At 44.3% G+C, this 19,813-nt stretch carries 11 protein-coding genes; 4 read left to right on the plus strand and 7 right to left on the minus strand.

Annotated features, from left to right (window positions below; genetic code table 11):
• Positions 1 to 112: 112 nt before the first annotated feature.
• The 7 genes from ACVA6Q_RS20455 to ACVA6Q_RS20485 form a co-directional block, all read right to left on the minus strand.
• Positions 113 to 4,957: an NAD-glutamate dehydrogenase gene (locus ACVA6Q_RS20455; protein ID WP_446648770.1), complete on the minus strand. Its 4,845-nt coding sequence runs from the start codon at positions 4,955 to 4,957 to the stop codon at positions 113 to 115.
• A gap of 157 nt (positions 4,958 to 5,114) precedes the next feature.
• Positions 5,115 to 5,333 carry a DUF2835 domain-containing protein gene (locus ACVA6Q_RS20460; protein ID WP_446648771.1) on the minus strand — a complete coding sequence of 73 codons (219 nt, stop codon included), beginning with the start codon at positions 5,331 to 5,333 and terminating at the stop codon, positions 5,115 to 5,117.
• A 95-nt stretch (positions 5,334 to 5,428) separates the two neighbouring features.
• Positions 5,429 to 8,038, minus strand: a complete 2,610-nt coding sequence (gene pepN / locus ACVA6Q_RS20465; RefSeq protein ID WP_446648772.1) for an aminopeptidase N — start codon at positions 8,036 to 8,038, stop codon at positions 5,429 to 5,431.
• 162 nt (positions 8,039 to 8,200) lie between these two features.
• Positions 8,201 to 8,863 (minus strand): hypothetical protein, encoded by a 663-nt coding sequence (locus tag ACVA6Q_RS20470; RefSeq protein ID WP_042498773.1) that lies wholly within the window; start codon positions 8,861 to 8,863, stop codon positions 8,201 to 8,203.
• A gap of 170 nt (positions 8,864 to 9,033) precedes the next feature.
• Entirely contained in the window at positions 9,034 to 11,037 is a 2,004-nt protein-coding gene (gene prc, locus ACVA6Q_RS20475) for a carboxy terminal-processing peptidase (protein WP_446648773.1), read from the minus strand.
• A 17-nt stretch (positions 11,038 to 11,054) separates the two neighbouring features.
• Positions 11,055 to 11,684 (minus strand): RNA chaperone ProQ, encoded by a 630-nt coding sequence (gene proQ / locus ACVA6Q_RS20480; RefSeq protein WP_042498768.1) that lies wholly within the window; start codon positions 11,682 to 11,684, stop codon positions 11,055 to 11,057.
• A 98-nt stretch (positions 11,685 to 11,782) separates the two neighbouring features.
• Entirely contained in the window at positions 11,783 to 12,256 is a 474-nt protein-coding gene (locus ACVA6Q_RS20485) for a GAF domain-containing protein (protein WP_429759269.1), read from the minus strand.
• An 82-nt stretch (positions 12,257 to 12,338) separates the two neighbouring features.
• On the opposite strand from ACVA6Q_RS20485, the gene ACVA6Q_RS20490 reads away from it, so the two are divergent.
• The 4 genes from ACVA6Q_RS20490 to rsmF all read left to right on the plus strand — a co-directional run bounded on the left by ACVA6Q_RS20490 (position 12,339) and on the right by rsmF (position 19,645).
• On the plus strand, positions 12,339 to 14,135 hold the full coding sequence (locus tag ACVA6Q_RS20490; RefSeq protein WP_446648774.1) for an ABC transporter ATP-binding protein: 1,797 nt from the start codon (positions 12,339 to 12,341) through the stop codon (positions 14,133 to 14,135).
• 39 nt (positions 14,136 to 14,174) lie between these two features.
• Entirely contained in the window at positions 14,175 to 15,425 is a 1,251-nt protein-coding gene (locus ACVA6Q_RS20495) for a PqiA/YebS family transporter subunit (protein WP_446648775.1), read from the plus strand.
• An 8-nt stretch (positions 15,426 to 15,433) separates the two neighbouring features.
• Positions 15,434 to 18,070 carry an MlaD family protein gene (locus ACVA6Q_RS20500; protein WP_446648776.1) on the plus strand — a complete coding sequence of 879 codons (2,637 nt, stop codon included), beginning with the start codon at positions 15,434 to 15,436 and terminating at the stop codon, positions 18,068 to 18,070.
• Between the two features lie 153 nt (positions 18,071 to 18,223).
• Positions 18,224 to 19,645: a 16S rRNA (cytosine(1407)-C(5))-methyltransferase RsmF gene (rsmF, locus tag ACVA6Q_RS20505; RefSeq protein WP_446648777.1), complete on the plus strand. Its 1,422-nt coding sequence runs from the start codon at positions 18,224 to 18,226 to the stop codon at positions 19,643 to 19,645.
• The last annotated feature ends 168 nt before the right edge of the window (positions 19,646 to 19,813 follow it).

Genomic DNA, 19,813 nt, shown 5'->3' on the forward strand with positions numbered 1-19,813 from the left:
AAACGTTTCGCATAAGATTCAATCAAATTTACGTTACACCGTCACCAAATTTGATGCTCGATACAAAAAAGCGCCCCTAAGAGCGCTTATCTTTTGATATCAGGCAGTTAACCTATAGATTATTTGCACAGTTCAGGTTCAACAAACTGAGTTCGCGCAGTGCTACCGAGAACTTAGCGAACTCGTGTACATTCCCCACTTTGAACTCATTGAGAATATTTTCCCAACGTTGAAGGCTATGTGTATTGGTATCCATCCAGTTATCAAGTGACAGTATCACGTCTTCTGAATCTCCCCCACAACCACATCGCAATACTTGAGCAGTCAACAAACGCTGCTGCCAATCAAGATCTTCTCGGAATGCCGCTCTTGCCAATGCTTGCCAGTTATTATCAACTGCTTGGCCGTTGATTTGATTCAAGAACCAATGCAGTGATAATCGATCACCTAAGTGGAAGTAAAGTTTCGACGCTCGTTCAACGTCAAAGCTCGCTTCAGCTGCAATTTCAGCGATATCTACTGCAGAAAGTAAGCTAGATAAACGCGACACATAGTTCGCAAGTTCGCTACCTACCCCTTGCTCAACCCATACTTGCGCTAATTCATGATGCTCTTCAACTTCTTCGGCCACCAAACATTTCTCAAGAGTTTGCTCAACCTTAATAACGTCTTCACGATAACGGGCAACCAACTCTTCTACCGACTGCTTACCCGGACGGTTACGCAGAATCCAGCGAGCCAATCTACGCAGCGTTCTGCGAACAATAAACAACAATTCATACTGTGCTTCAGAGCTCGCGACATTATCTAACTTTCTAATTTGCTCAAAAGTATAAGCAAAGCCGTAGATTTCTCGAGACGCCGCGTACGCATTCGCAATATCGACCACGGTTGCACCTGTTTCTTCTTGCAATCGAGTCACAAAGTTACAGCCCATCTCGTTAACCATCTGATTTGCAAGCATAGTTGAGATAATTTCTGCGCGCAGTGGATGATTTGGCATACTTTCTAAGTAGTTACGGCGTAACTCTGATGGAAAGTACTGAGTCAGTTGTTGTTGATGATATGGGTCATTCGCGATGTCATCTGTCACCAACTCCTCTTTCAGCACCATCTTACCGTAAGCCACCAGCACGGAAAGCTCAGGACGAGTCATACCAATCCCTTGTTTCTCACGCTCTAGCAGATCTTCATCCGATGGAATGTATTCTAGAGCACGATCCAAATGCCCCGCCTTCTCTAGCGTATGGATAAAGCGGATCTGCTCTTTTACCAGAGAGACACCTTGGAATTCTGTCACCGAAATCGATTCAGATTGGCAGTAAGCATCATCCAACACAATCTCGCCAACTTCATCTTCCATAGATTCCAAGATTTGGTTGCGCTGCTTGACCGTTAGATCGCCATTTGAAACAAGACCATTCAAGAAGATCTTAATGTTGACCTCATTATCCGAGCAATCAACACCGCCAACATTATCGACAAAGTCGGTATTCACGCGACCACCCGTCAGCGCGTATTCAATACGACCCAGCTGTGTCATACCTAAGTTACCGCCTTCGCCAACAACTTTAGCTCTAAGCTCGCTACCATTGATACGCAGCACATCATTCGCGCGGTCGCCCACATCGGTGTGCGTTTCAGAACTCGCCTTCACATAAGTACCAATACCACCATTCCATAGCAGATCCACTTCCATGCCCAGAATCATCTTAATAAGATCATTAGGTGCAACAGACGCTTTCTTAGTACCTAGCATTTTTTGGATTTCTGGGGTCAATGTGATCGATTTAGCGCGGCGAGCAAAGACACCACCACCTTTAGAGATCAACTTAGGATCGTAGTCTTCCCAACTAGAGCGTGGAAGATCAAACAGTCGCTTACGCTCATCCCAACTCTTCGCAGAAGACGCCGGATTTGGATCAATAAAGATGTGCATGTGGTTAAAGGCGGCTTTTAGCTTGATATGTTTGGAAAGCAGCATCCCGTTACCAAATACATCCCCTGCCATGTCACCAACACCAATGGCCGTAAAGTCTTGGTTTTGGCAATCGATGCCCATTTCACGGAAATGGCGTTTCACCGACTCCCAACCACCTTTTGCGGTAATACCCATGGCTTTGTGGTCATAGCCATTTGAACCACCGGAAGCAAATGCATCCCCTAGCCAGAAGTTATACTCATCTGATACTGAGTTCGCTAAATCTGAGAAGGTTGCAGTACCTTTGTCGGCAGCAACAACTAAGTATGGGTCGTCCTCATCGTGTCTTACTACACTCTTAGGTGGAACCACTTCCCCTTCAATGATGTTGTCCGACACATCCAATAGTGCTCGAATGAACTGTTTATAACAGCGCTGACCTTCAGCAAAGATCTCGTCTCGGCTAGAGAGTTGTGGCTGACGCTTACAAACGAAGCCACCTTTTGCACCAACTGGAACAATGACAGTGTTTTTAACTTGTTGCGCTTTCACCAAACCAAGAATCTCGGTTCTGAAGTCTTCTTGACGATCTGACCAGCGAAGACCACCACGAGCAACTTTGCCACCACGAAGATGCACACCTTCAATGTCTGGGGCATAAACGAAGATCTCAAACGCTGGCACTGGTGCTGGAATTTCTGGAATTTTCTTGGGCTCTAGTTTGAGCGATAGCCATGGCTTATGCTCACCGGCTTTGTCTTTCTGATAGTAGTTAGTGCGAAGTGTTGCAGAAATCATTTCGACGTAACGACGGATAATACGGTCGTCATCCAAGCTATCGACTTTATCAAGCTGCTTATTGATTTTCTCAATCACACGCTGTTGACCTTTCTTACTGCCTTTTAGTGACGGCATGAAACGCTGGGTAAACAGTTCAACAAGATCTTTCGCCAGCTCTGGGTAGTGATTCAGAGTATCTTCAATGTAGTGCTGACTGAATGGGAAGCCAACTTGGCGCATGTAGCGAGCATAAGCACGGAGAATAGAAACTTCTCTACCAGTTAAACCCGAGCCTAGCACAAGTCGGTTAAAGCCATCGCTTTCAAGATCGCCAGACCAAATTGCGGCAAAGGCTTGCTGGAAGCGATCTCTTGCTTCACGAAGATCCACTTCTGCGTCGCTCTTATGAAGCATTGAGAAATCAAGGATCCAATATGTACCGCCGTCAGTTTTAACGATCTCGTATGGCGATTCACCGATCACTCGTAACCCAAGATTCTCCAGCATTGGCATGACATCAGATAGATGGATTGGCTCATCACGGTGGTAAAGTTTAAGGCGCACGGCCTTAGAATTGGCTGACTCTTCTTGAGGGCGGTAGAAAAGCATACCTAATTTGTTGTCTTCATCTAGCGCTTCAAGACGTTCAATGTCTGCCACCGCCGATGTTGGCATCATGTCTTCTTTATATGAACGCGGGAATGCTTTTGAATACACCTTAGCGAGCGGCAACCCTTTACTTTCACCAAAGTTAGCAACGATAGCGTCAGACAAACGGTCATCCCAAGAAGCGGATACCTCCATTAGGTTTCGTTCAATCGCCTTCACATCTACATCCATGTTGTTGTTATCTACCCTAACGATATAGTGGGTTCTTGCCAGTGGGCTCTCTGAGAAATAAGTCGTAAATTCAACCTCTTGCTCAATACCAAAATAGTTTTTCAGGATCCGTTGAGTGTCTTTTCTAAGCTGTGTGTTGTAACGATCTTTACTCACGTAAACCATACAGCTGAAAAAGCGCCCAAACGGATCTTTACGTACAAACAATCGGATCAAATCACGATCCTGCATTTGCACTACGCCCATACCTATCTCAAGCAGCTCTTCTTCTTTCGCTTGAAGTAGCTCATCACGTGGGTAATTTTCAAGAATGTTTCTCAATGCTTTGTAAGAGTATGAACCATCTCGATAGCCGCTTGCCGATAAGATACGTTCTACTTTTTCGCGGATAAGTGGAATAGTTGAAACGCTCTGGTTGTACACGGCAGAGGTATAAAGACCAGTAAATCGATGTTCGCCAATTACCTTGCCGTTAGCGTCGAATTTTTTGATGCCTACATAGTCGGTATAAGCAGGTCTGTGAATGCGGCTTGCTTTGTTACCTTTTGTCAGGATGAGTAGGAAAGGCTTTTTCGCTTCTAATCGCGCCGAATCAGAAAACTCAGAAATCTTCACCGAGCGAACGCGATCTGCTTTCGAGAACAAGCCAAGTCCTGACTCGTCGGTTGGTTTTAATACTGAATCCCCTTCTTCACTAATAAGATCAAATTCTTTGTATCCCATGAATGTGAAGTTGTGATCACCCAGCCACTCTAAGTATGCAATCGTCTCATCAAAACGATCCGCTTCTAATGGCAGCTTGCTTTTGTTTTTTACTAGGTCTTTCGTAATTTGCTTGAGCTTATCTGACATTGACTCCCATTCGTTGACCACCAAACTGGTGTCTTCAAAAATGGCAATCAGTTCATCTTTAAGCGCAGTCATTTCTGATTTTTCACTCAGCCTATCCACCTCGATATGGAAGACTGATTGAAGATGCCCTTTCCCTTCATTGACCGAAGTAATTTGGCCTTGATCATTTCTCTCAAACTGAGTTGGGCCATGCAGCATAATATGACATGTAAGATCGACACGATTGAGTGCCATTTTTACAGAGTCGACTAAGAATGGAGAATCTGGCACTGCTATTTCAACGATCGTATGAGTAGACTGCCAACCGTGACGACTTACCGTCGGGTTGAATACTCGAACAGAAATCTCATCGTATTTTTTCTCGTTGAGATGATGCCAAAGGCTGACAGCGGCACCATACAGGTCTGACTCGTTTCTCTGTAGCAAATCGTCAGGGGAAACGTTGCTAAAAATGTGTTTGGCAAGTTTAGTCACTAATGGCTGATTGACGCCTTCTACTTTAGATTCAATCAGTTGATAAACTTTCTCCAGTAGAACCGGAACAACGGGTTCGCGCGTGGTCATAATAACGCTCCACTTTTTTGTTTTTATGAGGGATGTAGGCTTGTCTTTATTGTAAAAGTTTTATTGAGAAAGGGTTAATAAAAAATATGGTATGTGACAGGAAAATGTTTGATTGTGTGACTGATGCACTTATTCATATCACTAGTAATGGCGGGAGTTACAGTGATTCTAACCGTAAAAACTTGTTGTTTTGGTCAGTTGTCAACCTGAAGCGTCCTTTTAGACCTAATTGTGTTAAAAATGGACGAAATCTTGTCGCTGGTAGCTGTAATCTCAATCCTTGATCGGTATAAACCAAAACACTGTATGCATGACCAGTATAGTGTGTAACGTACTGTTGATAGCTAATATTTAGACTGAAATAGTAATGTTTCATGACGTGGAGATAGGTTTGTGATTAAAAAACGATCAATTTATCTAAAGTGAAGAAAACACCCATACCTGTGTAAATATACAGGTATGGGTTAAAGATTAAGATTCTAGCGCTTTCGTGACTTTTTCAAACAAGTCTTTAGCTAGGTTATCAAGACCTTTCAACTTCTCGAGCTCTAGCGTTATCAATGCTTGGCGTTCACTATCGTACTTCTTCAGTTTTAGAAGTGGGTCGATTAAGCGCGAGGCCACTTGAGGGTTAGATTCATTCAGTTGCGTTAGAATTTCACCAGCAAACTGATAGCCTTTACCCGATTTATCATGGAAACGGCGTGGGTTCATGTTTAGGAATGAGCCAATTAAGCTGCGAGTGCGGTTAGGATTACTTAAGCTAAATGCTTTATGTGACATACAAGCTTTGACATTTACCAGCGCATCTTTCGACGGATTCGCACCTTGCAAAGCAAACCACTTATCCATAACCAAACCATCGTGACTCCATTTTTCACTGTAGTCAGACATGATTTCTTCACGGAATGTAAGTGATGCACTGTTTGCAGCGCTCATTGCAGCAATGGTGTCGGTCATGTTGTTCGCCGATTGGTACTGGTCTTTAGCAAGATGTGCGTACTCTGGTACATTCACCAAATATTGAAGACACAGATTACGCAACGAACGCTTGCCAATTGCAGCGTGCTCAATAGTGTAATCAGCTTGCGCGAGTGTATGGTAAAGCGCAGACATTTCATCTTGAAGTTCCGATGCTAAAGCAAGTTTGATCCCTTTAAGTACATCACACACTGCATCAACATCTACTGTCTCATACCAACCTGCCACTTCATTGAAGCTCGGTAGCGATAATGCTTCAGCAATAAAGGCTGGCTCAAGTTCACTATTTAGCACTACACCTCTAAAAGCATCTACCACCAATTCTGGAAGTTCAACGTTAGCGCCTTTTTGCACCGCTTCTACATTTGACTTAATGTATTTCGCCAGCAACATTTGACCGGCATCCCACTTAGCAAAGTCATTGCGAGCGTGAACCATCAAGAAAGCTAACTGTTCATCGCTGTACTCAAAGTTCAAGCGCACTGGTGCAGAGAATTCTCGAAGCATTGAAGGAACTGGTTTGCTTGAGATATTTTCGAACACAAAACTTTGCTCAGATTCGGTAATGTTTAGCACATTGCCGCAAAGCACTCCGTTACGCTGTAACTCAAAAACTTTTCCTTGTTCATCATACAGTTCTACGTCAAATGGAATGTGCAGTGCCTGCTTTTCTGCCTGATCTTGTGTTGCCGGTGTCGTCTGCTTCACGCTTAATGTATAGGTGTATGTAGCTTCATCATATTGTTCAGTAACAGACACCGTTGGTGTGCCCGACTGGCTATACCATAAACGGAACTGATTAAGATCGATACCTGATGCATCTTCCATCGCTGCAACAAAGTTTTCACAGGTTGCTGCTGTACCATCATGACGTTCAAAGTAAAGTTTCATGCCCGCTTGGAACTTATCTTCACCCAACAAGGTATGCATCATTCGAATAACTTCACTGCCCTTTTCGTAAACCGTTAAAGTGTAGAAGTTATTCATTTCAATCACTTTGTCTGGACGAATTGGGTGTGACATTGGACTCGCGTCTTCGGCAAACTGAGGGCCACGAATGATACGTACGTTGTTGATACGATTTACCGAACGTGAACCTAAGTCAGACGAAAACTCTTGATCACGGAATACAGTCAAACCTTCTTTCAGGCTTAGTTGGAACCAGTCACGGCAAGTCACTCGGTTACCAGTCCAGTTGTGAAAATATTCATGACCAATTACTGCTTCGATACCAAGGTAATCGGTATCCGTCGCTGTTTGGTCATTAGCCAAAACAAACTTAGAGTTAAAGACGTTTAGGCCTTTGTTTTCCATCGCACCCATGTTGAAGAAATCGACAGCAACGATCATGTAGATATCAAGATCGTATTCCAGACCAAAACGCTCTTCATCCCATTTCATGGAGTTGATAAGCGAAACCATCGCATGGTTGGCGCGATCTAAGTTGCCTTTATCGACAAAAATTTCTAATGCCACATCGCGACCAGAGCGCGTGGTGTACTTGTCACGCAATACATCAAAGTCACCCGCAACCAGTGCAAAAAGATAAGATGGCTTCGGATGCGGATCTTCCCATGTCACAAAATGCTTGCCATTTTCTAACTGACCTTCCTCGATCTTATTACCGTTGCTTAGCAGGTATGGGAAGCTTTCTTTATCTGCAATCACTTTCGTCGTGTATTTCGCCAGGACATCTGGTCTGTCGGGGAAATAAGTAATACGACGGAAACCTTCTGCTTCACATTGAGTGCAGTAAGCGCCGTCTGAAATATACAAACCTTCTAGCGCGGTATTTGTTGAAGGTGAAATGATATTCTCAATCGCGAGTTCAAACTCTTCCGGCAGGTTATGAATCGCTAAGCCGGTATCTGTCTGCGCATAGTCTTGCCAAACTTGTCCGTTGACACTGATTTGTACTAACTCAATACCTTCGCCGTCAAGCGTTAACGTTGTTTCATTTGCCATCTGTTTAACTTGAGAGATAGCTGTAACACGAGTTTGAGTTTCGTGAAGATCGAAAGTGAGGTTTACATCTGTGATAGTGTGCGAAGGTGATTGATAGTCACTTCGGTATTTGGCTTTAGGTGCTGACTCCGTCATCCTTTAGTCCTTGTCTTTATTATTTGTTAGCAGAATATTGAAATATTGCTGAATCTCGTCGATTATACTCCGACAGACAAAGGTTTGCAGACAATGTTTACAAAGCAGGACACAAAAAAAGCGCCAACGTGAGTTGACGCTCAAATGTTTTATAAACTTTTGTTAACGAATACGATTTAACACCGCAAACATATCACCATCTTCAACTTCTAAAGTGAGTTCATCTTGATCTAGTGTATATGTGGCATCGTGTTCACCATCTTGATAAAGAAGTACGATATGATCATCTTCGGTGTAGTAGACACCGCTATGAATGGCTTCGCTACCTTCGCTTGAACTTACACGAAATGTAAACACAAAATCCGGCTGTAGAATTAGATCCATGCGAGCGATATCTTGAGCGTGTTTGTCATCACCCGAGACACTCACCGATGACCAAATTCCAGCAAGCGAGTTAGAGAGCGCTTTGGTAAAGACAACCCCATTAAGGTTGAGCATATTGTGATTACCACTGTAACTGTAGACTTGTGGCTCATCAGAGTTTAAGCCAAGAATAATGGTATCGTCGTTAGCAGTAAACAAGCCTTCCCAATGTTCAATACTGTAATCTTGTTTTTGAATATCAATGCTAAACGAATAGTTAGATTGAAGTGTTAGCTTGATGGCCAAAAAGGCATCCGGTGATTCACCTGGACTGGGATTGACTAAATACCAATCTCCAAGCAAAAACGGCTGATCAAATTGTGTTAAGTCATTATTATCTTTGCGTGTTTCCGACAATACCCCAAACGAAAAAACACACAGAATTAGCGTAATCCATCTCATATGTATCCCCCTCACCAGTACTTAAAGCTTAGGAGGCTTAATACGAGATTGCTAAATATTTTGATCTAAATCACGGTTTTTAATTTTAAGTATCAGAATTGAGGCAGCTTTCATGCGGGTGAAAAAAAACGAGCGTTGCCGCTCGTTTCTATTGGTAACCAGCATAAAGCTTACGCTTTACTGTTAACAAGATCGACAGTGATTGCTACCGCCTCATCCAAGTAAGCGTCTGGCACTTCGTAGTCTTTTGGAATGTCATCAAGCGTTGCATAAGGTTTTTCACCTGCTGCTTTCTGGCGTTGATTAACGCGTTCCAAACGACGAACGTCTGATTCATCACTTTCTTGTTTACGTGCTGTTTCACTTAAAGACAATGTCTTATCGTCTTTTTCTGCTTTGTACTTGGCAATGTCTTCAGCAATAAAGCCGAATTCCATATCCGTAGCAATGCGTTTTTCGTGAGCAGCCTTTAATGATGCGATTACTTCATCGTTACGTTGTAACTTTGTGTATTTCGCTCTATCAATGCTGTCCCAAGGTAGAGCATTATCTTCAACACTCTCCCCTGTTTCCGCAGGATCAACCGCCGTCGGGAAAGCGACATCTGGCACTACACCACGGTTTTGAGTACTACCACCGTCGATGCGATAGAACTTCTGGATGGTGTATTGAACATAACCAAGCTCTTTATCGAACAAGTCATAGATATGATTTAGCGAACGATGCTGCTGAACCGTACCTTTACCGAATGAGTTCTCACCCAAAACAATAGCTCGACCGTAATCTTGCAATGCTGCGGCAAAAATCTCAGAGGCTGATGCACTGTAGCGATTGACCAGAACCGTCATTGGACCTTGATAGCTGATTTTGCCATCAGTATCGCTGTTCACATTGACACGACCATAGCTATCGCGAACTTGAACAACTGGACCACTTTCAATGAAAAGACCCGACAGTGCTGTTGCTTCTGTTAACGCGCCGCCTCCGTTGTTTCGAAGATCAACGATGATGCCATCAACGCCTTTTTCTTTGAGCTCAGTAATCAGTTTGTCAGTATCTTTAGAAAGCCCTACGTAAAAGCTAGGGACTTCAAGCACACCTATCTTCTTGCCATCTTTCTCAATGATTTCTGACTTAACCGCTCGGTCTTCAAGACGGATCTTGTCACGAACAATCTCTACAACTGACGCCTTAGCATCTTTACCTTCAGGAAGAATTTGCAGTTTAACTTTGGTGCCTTTAGGCCCCTTGATTAGTTGTACAACATCATCCAAACGCCAACCGATAACATCAACAATGTCTTCACCATCTTGTCCGACACCAATGATGCGGTCACCTTCGCCAAGCTGTTTGCTTTTCGATGCAGGACCACCAGCAACCAGAGAGCGGATAACCGTATAGTCGTCCGTCAGTTGCAGCACCGCACCAATTCCTTCAAGAGAAAGATTCATCTCTGATTGAAATTGCTCTGCAGAACGTGGTGACAGGTAGCTAGTATGAGGATCCACCTCACGCGCGAAGGCATTCATGTAAATCTGAAACGCATCTTCGTTGTGTGATTGAGTAAGGCGTTTAATCGCATTGTTGTAACGCTTGCCCAATGTCTCTTTGATTTCGTCCCAATCTTTACCAGCAAGTTTGAGGTTCAAAGCATCATATTTGACGCGCTTGCGCCACAACTCATCAAGCTCTGCCTCGTCTTTAGGCCATTCAGCCTCTGAACGATCAAGAGTGATTGCCTCATCAACGTCAAACTTCATCTCTTTGTCTAACAAAGAAAGTGCGTAGACAAAACGGTCATAGCGTTTCTGCATTGAGAGATTGTAAACATCAAACGCAATCTGGTTATTACCAGCCTTCAATTGATCATCGAGCTTTGATGACCAAGCGTCGAACTTATCAATGTCAGATTGGGTAAAAATGTTGCGATTGTAGTCGAGCATTTCCAAATAACGAGCAAATATCGCCTTTGAAAATTCATCATCTAAAGTGAAATGCTTGTAGTGAGAACGAGTGAATCGAGATGTCACACGTTTACTGGCGGTCTCATGCTGAGCTTCTGGAGCTAAAGTAGGAATTTTTGATTTTTCGTACTTTGCTTCAATGGCTTGAGCCGAAGATGCTGCTAGCCAAAGGCTAGCAGCGATTAAAGATACTTTTGAACGGCACTTCATGCGTAGGAATATCTCCTTTATGCGCGCAGGTGCTCCGCTTTAACAACCATTTGTAGGCCATTTACTAGCTGAACGCGCACATCTTCCTTATTGATTTCAACAATGGTCGCAGCCATGTTCCCTTTGCCCATGTTTACGTTTACTTGCTTACCGATGATCATCTCATCTGCATTCAAAGCGCGCGTTTCAACTGGCTTACTTACTTTCGCTGTTTTCTTTGTAGTCTGTGGTTTACGTGCACCTTGAGGCTTTTTAGCTTTAGGTTTCGCTTTACCTTCTTCACGAGCTTTTTGAGCTTGTTCTTTACGACGAGCAGCAACTTTTGCTTTGCTTTCTGCTAGCGTCGCTTTCGCGTGCTCTACGTGCTCTTCTTCTAATACACCACAATCATTACCATCAAGGTCAACACGCACTGCACCAGGTTTTACACCGTGTAGATAACGCCAAGAAGAAGTGTATTGTCTTAACGCTGCACGTAGCTGAGTCTTGCTTACTTTCTCGTCATCTTTTAGACGCTCAGCAAGATCTTGAAAGATACCAATTTTAAGTGGTTTCGCTTCACCTTCTACAGTAAAGCATTTAGGGAAACATTCAGCAATATACGCGATAATTTCTTTGCTGTTCTTCAACTTCTCAGTGTTTTCCATGTGGGTTCCTGGTTAATGCGGTTATCCGCGAAGCATTAAGAAAAATATTCTTGGTATTATAGTGACCTGCAATAGAAAAACCACAGGCAAATGTGATTTTAGCCCACGTTTGTACGGGAATTAAGCACCTTTTGTACGGAATCCATGAACTTGGTTAATCCCTCTTCATCAATTTCGTTGAATCGACCAATACTTGGGCTATCAATGTCCAGTACCCCGGCAATCTCACCATTTATCGAAAACGGAATTACGATCTCAGAATTACTCGCAGCGTCACACGCAATATGACCTTCAAATGCATGAACATCGTATACACGTTGTACCGTATTGGTTGCAGCGGCTGTGCCACAAACGCCTCGGCCTACGGGAATACGTACACAAGCTGGTTTCCCTTGGAATGGACCAAGAACGAGTTCGCCTTGTTTCATCAAATAAAAGCCAGCCCAGTTAAGGTCTTCTAACTCCATGAATAGAAGTGCACTAATATTAGAAAGGTTAGCGATGAAGTCGGTTTCCGATTCGATGAGCGCAACCGCCTGTTTTGTAAGACGCTCATAGTTGTCTAAATTCATGATATTTCCATTAATAGCTTTTAAATTCCAACGATAAACGTACAATGCCAACAAAATAGAAATAGGAACCATTCTCAAAAGCATGCCGAATACCAAAGACACTATTAGCCGTTCCTGGTTGATAACTCAAGTAAAAAATCACAAGCCACGTTTAATTGTTGCTAATCTCATCGCGATTATCGCTACGCTGATTAGCGTCCCTATTCCGCTATTGATGCCCTTAATGGTTGATGAAGTTCTTCTAGACCAACCTGCTAGTGGCCTTGCTATGATGAACACCTTTATGCTCGATAGCTGGCAAACTCCTATCGGTTACATTGCGATGACCTTGGTGCTGGTGGTACTCATGCGCACAATCAGCCAAGGTTTAAACATTCTGCAGGGACGTCAATTCACCTTAGTGTCTAAGACCATTACCTATCAAATCCGCTGCAAAATGATCGATAAGCTCGGACGAATTAGCATCGCTCAGTACGAAACCCGCGGCAGCGGTGGTATTAACGCCCACCTTATTACCGATATCGAAACAATCGACCAGTTCATCGGCTCCACACTGAGTAAGTTCATTATTAGTTTTCTCACTGTGATCGGCACTGCTATTGTTTTGCTGTGGTTAGACTGGCGTCTGGGCTTGTTTATTTTGTTGGTTAACCCTGTGGTGGTTTACTTCTCAAAAAAACTGGGCGGTATGGTTAAGCATCTTAAAAAGCGAGAAAACCAGGCTTTTGAAAAGTTTCAAAATCGTTTAGTCGAAACACTAGATGGCATCTATCAATTACGCGCAGCCAACCGAGAGCGTGACTTTTTAAATCAATTAAAAGAGCATGCCAATGAAGTAAGATCCAATGCCGACAAATATGCCTGGCAGTCGGAAGCTGCAGGTCGACTCTCTTTCTTGCTGTTCCTGATTGGTTTTGAACTTTTTAGAGCCGTAGCCATGGTGATGGTTCTATTTAGTGATTTGACTATCGGACAGATTTTTGCCGTCTTCGGTTACTTGTGGTTTATGTTGGGGCCTGTTCAAGAGCTGCTGAGCATTCAGTTTTCTTGGTACAGCGCCAAAGCTGCTCTTAACCGCATCAATACCCTGCTCGACCTCGATGAAGAGCCACAAATCGTCAGTAAAATTAATCCATTTGTCGACAACACCCAAGTCGATGTCGCGATTGAAAACGTGGTGTTCTCCTATAACTCAGACAAGGATGTCCTCAAACGGTTGAGCTTGAACATACCCGCAGGAAAGAAAGTAGCCTTAGTTGGAGCCAGTGGTGGCGGCAAGTCAACACTCATCCAGTTACTTATTGGCGTGTATAAGCAAAACCAAGGCATTATCAGGTTCAATGGAGTTGATACAAATGACATAGGTTTTGACATTATTCGAGATAAAATTGCTGTTGTTTTACAGCAACCTATACTCTTTAATGACAGCTTAAGGCATAATTTGACTCTTGGAAAAGAGTACGATGACTTCTCCATATGGAATGCGCTGAAAGTAGCGCAGCTTCAAGATGTCACGGATCAGCTTGTTGATGGGCTAGAAACTCAAATTGGCAAAAATGGCATTCGGCTGTCAGGCGGTCAAAGACAGCGCTTGGCAATCGCTCGCATGATTCTAAGCGATCCGCAGTTTGTGATTTTGGATGAAGCGACATCGGCGCTCGACACAGCAACAGAGGCTGCTCTACATACTGCGCTTAGTGAGTTTTTGAAAGATCGCACAACGCTTATTGTTGCGCACAGACTCTCTGCGGTGAAACAAGCAGACCTCATCTATGTACTCGAAGATGGTCAGGTAACACAATCAGGAACCCATATTGAATTGGTCGAAAAAGAAGGTCTGTACCAAACCTTGTACGGTACTGTGCAGTCAGCAAGCTAACGTTACCCGTACATCACTAGAAGGACAAAACTAGTGGTGATGAAAAGCTGTGCCCACTCATCACCAGCTTCGCAAGTTAGACTCTGTGAGAACTGTGAATTACCTGTCGACACTATTCCTCTGGAACCTGGACAAACTGCTGATTGTCCTCGCTGCGGTACCACTGTGTATCGCAGCGAACACGCATCACTAAATGGCAATCTAGCGCTGGCTATTACCTGTCTGTTGCTGTTTATTCCCTCATACTACTTCGACTTTATTACTATTCGCTTGGTTGGAGTAAATATAGAGGGCACTTTAATGGAGGGCTTCCACGCTCTCGTTAAAGAAGGCTATCTGGGTCTAGCGCTACTCACCATGTTTTGTCACACCATTGCACCACTTGCGATGTGTTTTTCTATTCTAAGCGCCCACTTTTCACTGAGAAGACGCTGGTTTATACCGCTGAAGTGGTCGCTATTCATTCTTGACCACAGTCGCCATTGGGTGATGTTGGATGTATTCCTCATTAGTGTGGCGATATCCTGTTTCAAGCTGCAAGACTATTCCGATATCTTCGTTGGCAATGCCCTCTATAGTTTAGTTATCTTGCAGGTCATTACTATTCTGATTATCAATCGTGTCAGCACTCGCCGCTATTGGGAGTTATGGCATCCGGAAAGTCGCTTGGCGATTACCGAAAAACGTATTCATTGTCATAGCTGCCACCTATCGCAGCAAGAAAACACAGCATGTATACGATGCGGTAGTGCGCTCCACCACCGTAAGCCCAATTCGATGCAGAAAACATGGGCACTACTTATCGCAGCAACCATTGCCATACTCCCTGCAAACTTGATCCCCATCTCGATTCTCATCACCAATGGTCAACTATTGGAAGATACGATCTTCTCTGGTGTGGCATCATTAATTAATAATGACATGCTGGGCATCGCCATCATTATTTTCGTTGCTAGTATCGTGGTTCCCGTCGCTAAAATTGTGGGACTGGCATACCTCCTTATTTGTATTCAATTCAATATGGTCAAAAATCATCGTCATGCGCTGATGATTTACCGAGCCATCAAGTGGATTGGTAAATGGTCGATGACTGACTTGTTCGTCATCGCCATCATGTTAACGCTAGTGGATCGCGGACAAATCCTAAACTTCACTCCAGGTTTTGGCGCGGTTGCATTCGGAATTGTGGTGGTCTTAACTATGTTGGCCGCCGAATCTATTGACCCACGATTGTTATGGGATAAGCATGCGTCCAAAATTCAATCTGAGTCAGACAACACTGTTGAGTAGTAGCATTAATGAGTAATGATAATCAGCCACAGCCCTCTTTTGCGCCAGAGATAAAGAAAACGCGAAGAATATCGCCGCTTTGGATCTTACCTATTTTGACCATTGCCTTAGCAGGCTGGCTTTTGGTAAAAGCAGTGCACGATGCCGGGCAGCGTGTTCAAATCTATTTCTCCGATGCACAAGGCTTGATCGCCGGACGAACCACCATTCGATACCAAGGTCTTGAAGTCGGTATGATCCGAGACATCAATCTATCTGAAGACCTCTCGAACATCTATGTTGATGCAGACATCTACCCAGAAGCAGCAAAACTGCTTGGCGAGAACACTAAGTTTTGGCTGGTAAAACCTTCTGCGTCTTTGTCAGGCATATCTGGTCTCGATGCTCTGGTCTCAGGTAACTACATTGCCATTCACCCGGCAACAGAATCAAGCAGCTCAAAATCCAAATTCATTGCTCTTGAGTCAGTGCCAACAGAGCTTGCGATCAACGATGGCCTTACCGTTACTCTGCGAGCCAAAGATCTAGGAGGCATCTCCGTTGGCTCAAAGATTGTCTACAAAAAAATACCTATTGGCGAAGTCTACAACTTCAAGCTTGATGATGATGCTGAAACGGTCATTATCAAAGCGTCTATTCAAGAAGAGTTCCGTCACATCATTACCAACAAGAGCCGCTTCTGGAACGTGAGCGGCATTGGAGCAAGTGTTGGCTTTCAGGGTGTCGACATTCGCTTAGAAAGCTTAGCCGCAATTTTGGCAGGTGCGATCGCGGTGGACTCTCCTGATGGAGGTGAGCCAGTTAAAGATGGTTCCGATTTTAGACTCTACAAAGACCTCAAAACGGCTGGCCGAGGCATTCCAGTAAAGATCACGCTACCAGACAACAGCAACCTCAAAGGTAATGGCTCTCCAATCATGTACCGCGGGCTTGAAATTGGCCGCATTAATAATTTGTCACTCAATGATGGACGTGATTCGATTGTCGCTTCTGCATCAATCGAACCGGCGTTTAGCGATATGCTCAACCAAGGCACCCTCTTCTTACTCGAAGAAGCGAAAGTGTCCCTTACTGGTGTAGAAAACCTGTCTAACTTACTGACCGGCAATTTCCTAACGTTAGTCCCAGGTGAAGGTCCACAAACTCGTGACTTTATTGCCATTCAGCAAGAAGAACTCGACCAAGTACAAGCAAAATCTATCTCGCTTCGCCTGCTTGCTGATAACTCTTACGGTTTAGAACCAGGAGTTAATGTTCTCTATCGTGGTATCCCTGTTGGCAACTTATCCAGTGTTGAGTTGGTAGATGATCAAGTGGCCATGGATATTGCGATTGATGTGGAATACAAGCATCTCATTCGTTCTCAAAACCGCTTTTTCGTATCGGGTAGCGCAACCGCGGAGCTAACCGAAGCAGGACTTAGCGTAACAGTCCCACCAGCGAAACAGCTACTGACTGGCTCCATTAGTTTTGTCAGCGAAGGACAAAAAACCGAACGTGCAGAGTTCCCACTATTTCAGACTAAAGCACTGGCAGAGCTCGCTAAGCACAATCAATCTGGCTCTATGACAATGAAGCTATTTGCAGCTGAATTGCCACCGATTAAAAAAGGTAGCCCACTGCTGTATCGCAATATGGAAGTCGGTAGTGTCGCTGATTATGAGCTGACCGATGGCGGCGTCTATATCAATGTGTCTATTGACAATAAATACAATCACCTTGTCACCAAACAAACGGTATTTTGGAATCGCTCTGGCGTTGAAGTCGAGGCTTCACTCTCTGGTATTAACGTTAAAGCGGCACCATTGAAAACTCTCATTGATGGTGGCATTGCCTTCGATAGCCTGCCGGGTATAGAAAACAAGACAGGTAAAAACTGGAAGCTCTATTCTGATTTTAACTCTGCGCGTAAATTCGGTCAGTCCATCACCCTATTTACCACTGCTAACGATCAGGCCATCAACAAAGGCATGGCGATTAAGTATCAAGGGGTAAAAGTGGGTGAAGTTATGCTTACTCTTCCTGACTTCGATCGCGATCGTGTTGAGATTGTTGCGCGTATCCTACCGGAGTACGTGAAGCAGCTAACCAATACTGGTGCCTACTATTGGATGGTTAAACCTGAAATTGGCCTCAATGGGGTAAAAAATCTTGGCGCCATTGTGTCGCAATACATTGCTGTTGAGCCGGGTAAAGGTGAACCAAGTAAGCAGTTTGATCTGCACGACTTTGCAAAAGTCGATAATGGCATTCAGTTCGTCTTACAAAGTGAGAACCGAGGCTCTATCAAGCCAGGAACCCCTATCCTCTATCGTGATATTGAAGTTGGCCGCGTAACCATGGTTGAACTGGGCCCATTTGCTGATCGTGTGGTATCTACTATCGAGATTGACCCTAACTACGCGTACCTGGTTCGTGCCAATAGTGTATTTTGGAATGCTTCTGGCCTAAACGTTCAATTTGGCTTGTCTGGTGCAAATATTAAAGCAGGAACGGTGGACAGTTTGCTTCGTGGGGGAATCACTTTCTCAACACCAGAGGGTAACCAACTACAACCACAAGCAAAAGCCGGACAAACCTTCTACCTAAATAAAGAAGGTGATGCCAGTTGGAAGCAATGGCGCACAGCCATTCCTGCGCCTTAGTTCAGAGCACGATTTTACGCCTAACGTAGCCCGCATAGCGGGCTATTTTTTTACGTCCTATTTGCTAGAGCGTTTCTCATATCGCTGGTTTCATTCATACCCTGCTATGGTTATAATCCAGCGCAACTAAATACAGTATCAAAAGGCTTCATTTTGCATTCTAACGTCTATCTCCCAGAAGATTTTCTAAATCACGTCGACAGCTTCCTTCCAAAGCATTTATCGATCAGTGATTTCATTGACGCTTGTCGTAGACCACTTAGGAAAAGTATTCGCGTAAACACGCTCAAGACGACCATTGAAGCCTTTCAAAAAATCGCCGAGCAAAAAGGATGGCGCCTACACCCTATCCCTTGGTGCCAAGAAGGTTTTTGGATTGAGGCCGACGAGTCTGTTGTACCACTAGGCAATACGGCTGAGCACATGGCTGGGCTGTTTTACATCCAAGAAGCTAGTTCAATGCTACCGCCTAGCGCCCTTTATACCGACGCTACAGAGACATTCGAGTCTGTATTAGATATGGCGGCGGCACCTGGCTCTAAAACCACGCAGTTAGCAGCGCTGATGAATAACCAAGGCGTTTTAGTGGCCAATGAATTCGCGGCTAGCCGCGTTAAAGTACTGCATGCCAATATTGAGCGTTGTGGCGTGCGCAACGCCGCGCTGAGTAACTACGATGCTCGTGTATTTGGTGGTTGGCTTCCAGAGCAGTTCGACGCTATTTTGCTCGATGCGCCTTGTTCGGGTGAAGGCACGGTTCGAAAAGATCCGGACGCGATGAAAAACTGGAGCTTAGATTCTACCGCAGAGATTGCCGCTACACAGAAAGACCTGATTGAGAGTGCTTTCCATGCGCTAAAAGTCGGCGGTACACTGGTGTATTCAACCTGTGCACTTAGCCCAGAAGAAAATCAAAACGTGGCCGCGCATCTTCTTGAGACGTTCGGAGACGCAGTTCAAGCCGAGAGCTTGATCAATCTATTTGAAGGCGCTGACAAGGCGACAACTCCGGAAGGCTTCCTACACGTTTTCCCTCAGACCTATGATAGCGAAGGCTTTTTCATTGCTAAGTTTACAAAACACGCTTCTGTCACTTCGCCAGATGTAAAGAAAAAGCTCGGGAAATTCCCTTTTAGTCAACTTACTAACAAGGAAATTAGTGACATTGTCACGCACTTAGATCAAGCATTTTCACTTTCTGTTCCAGAAAGCAGCGTGCTTTGGAAACGCGATAATGACATTTGGTTATTCCCAAAAGCATTAGAGCCAATGCTGGGCGAGTTTCGCTTTTCCCGTATGGGCATCAAAATCGCAGAGCAGCACAAGAAAGGCTACAAATGGCAACATCAAGTGGCCACAGCCCTAGCGACTGCCGACGCTGAAGCTGTGCCTCTGAGTATTGAAGATGCGAGAGAGTGGTTTATGGGGCGTGATGTGCGCCCAGAAGGACTAAGCGGTAAAGGCGAAGTGTTAGTTAGCTACAATGGTTTTATCATTGGTCTTGGTAAATGGGTGGGAAATCGAGTCAAAAATGGATTGCCTAGGGAATTAGTGCGCGACAAAAATCTGTTCTAAGCCAATTGGATAGCGGTTTTAGCTGGTTAAAACCGCTATCAGCATCGCTTTTTTACTGTTCTGTACTACACTTTAAAGGTTATCAAGACACAGGCAGAAAGAGTTTAATGTTTGACAGACTTGCCACAATGCAAGTTTGCAAAAGGCTTACAGGCTCATTGTTACAAG

The organism is Vibrio sp. DNB22_10_4 (genome assembly GCF_052879755.1).

What these genes read in the sequence shown, in the direction of transcription:
- ACVA6Q_RS20455 (WP_446648770.1), bottom strand. Translation starts at nt 4,957, where the DNA reads ATGACCACGCGCGAACCCGTTGTTCCGGTTCTACTGGAGAAAGTTTAT.
- ACVA6Q_RS20460 (WP_446648771.1), bottom strand. Translation starts at nt 5,333, where the DNA reads ATGAAACATTACTATTTCAGTCTAAATATTAGCTATCAACAGTACGTT.
- pepN (WP_446648772.1), bottom strand. Translation starts at nt 8,038, where the DNA reads ATGACGGAGTCAGCACCTAAAGCCAAATACCGAAGTGACTATCAATCA.
- ACVA6Q_RS20470 (WP_042498773.1), bottom strand. Translation starts at nt 8,863, where the DNA reads ATGAGATGGATTACGCTAATTCTGTGTGTTTTTTCGTTTGGGGTATTG.
- prc (WP_446648773.1), bottom strand. Translation starts at nt 11,037, where the DNA reads ATGAAGTGCCGTTCAAAAGTATCTTTAATCGCTGCTAGCCTTTGGCTA.
- proQ (WP_042498768.1), bottom strand. Translation starts at nt 11,684, where the DNA reads ATGGAAAACACTGAGAAGTTGAAGAACAGCAAAGAAATTATCGCGTAT.
- ACVA6Q_RS20485 (WP_429759269.1), bottom strand. Translation starts at nt 12,256, where the DNA reads ATGAATTTAGACAACTATGAGCGTCTTACAAAACAGGCGGTTGCGCTC.
- ACVA6Q_RS20490 (WP_446648774.1), top strand. Translation starts at nt 12,339, where the DNA reads ATGCCGAATACCAAAGACACTATTAGCCGTTCCTGGTTGATAACTCAA.
- ACVA6Q_RS20495 (WP_446648775.1), top strand. Translation starts at nt 14,175, where the DNA reads ATGAAAAGCTGTGCCCACTCATCACCAGCTTCGCAAGTTAGACTCTGT.
- ACVA6Q_RS20500 (WP_446648776.1), top strand. Translation starts at nt 15,434, where the DNA reads ATGAGTAATGATAATCAGCCACAGCCCTCTTTTGCGCCAGAGATAAAG.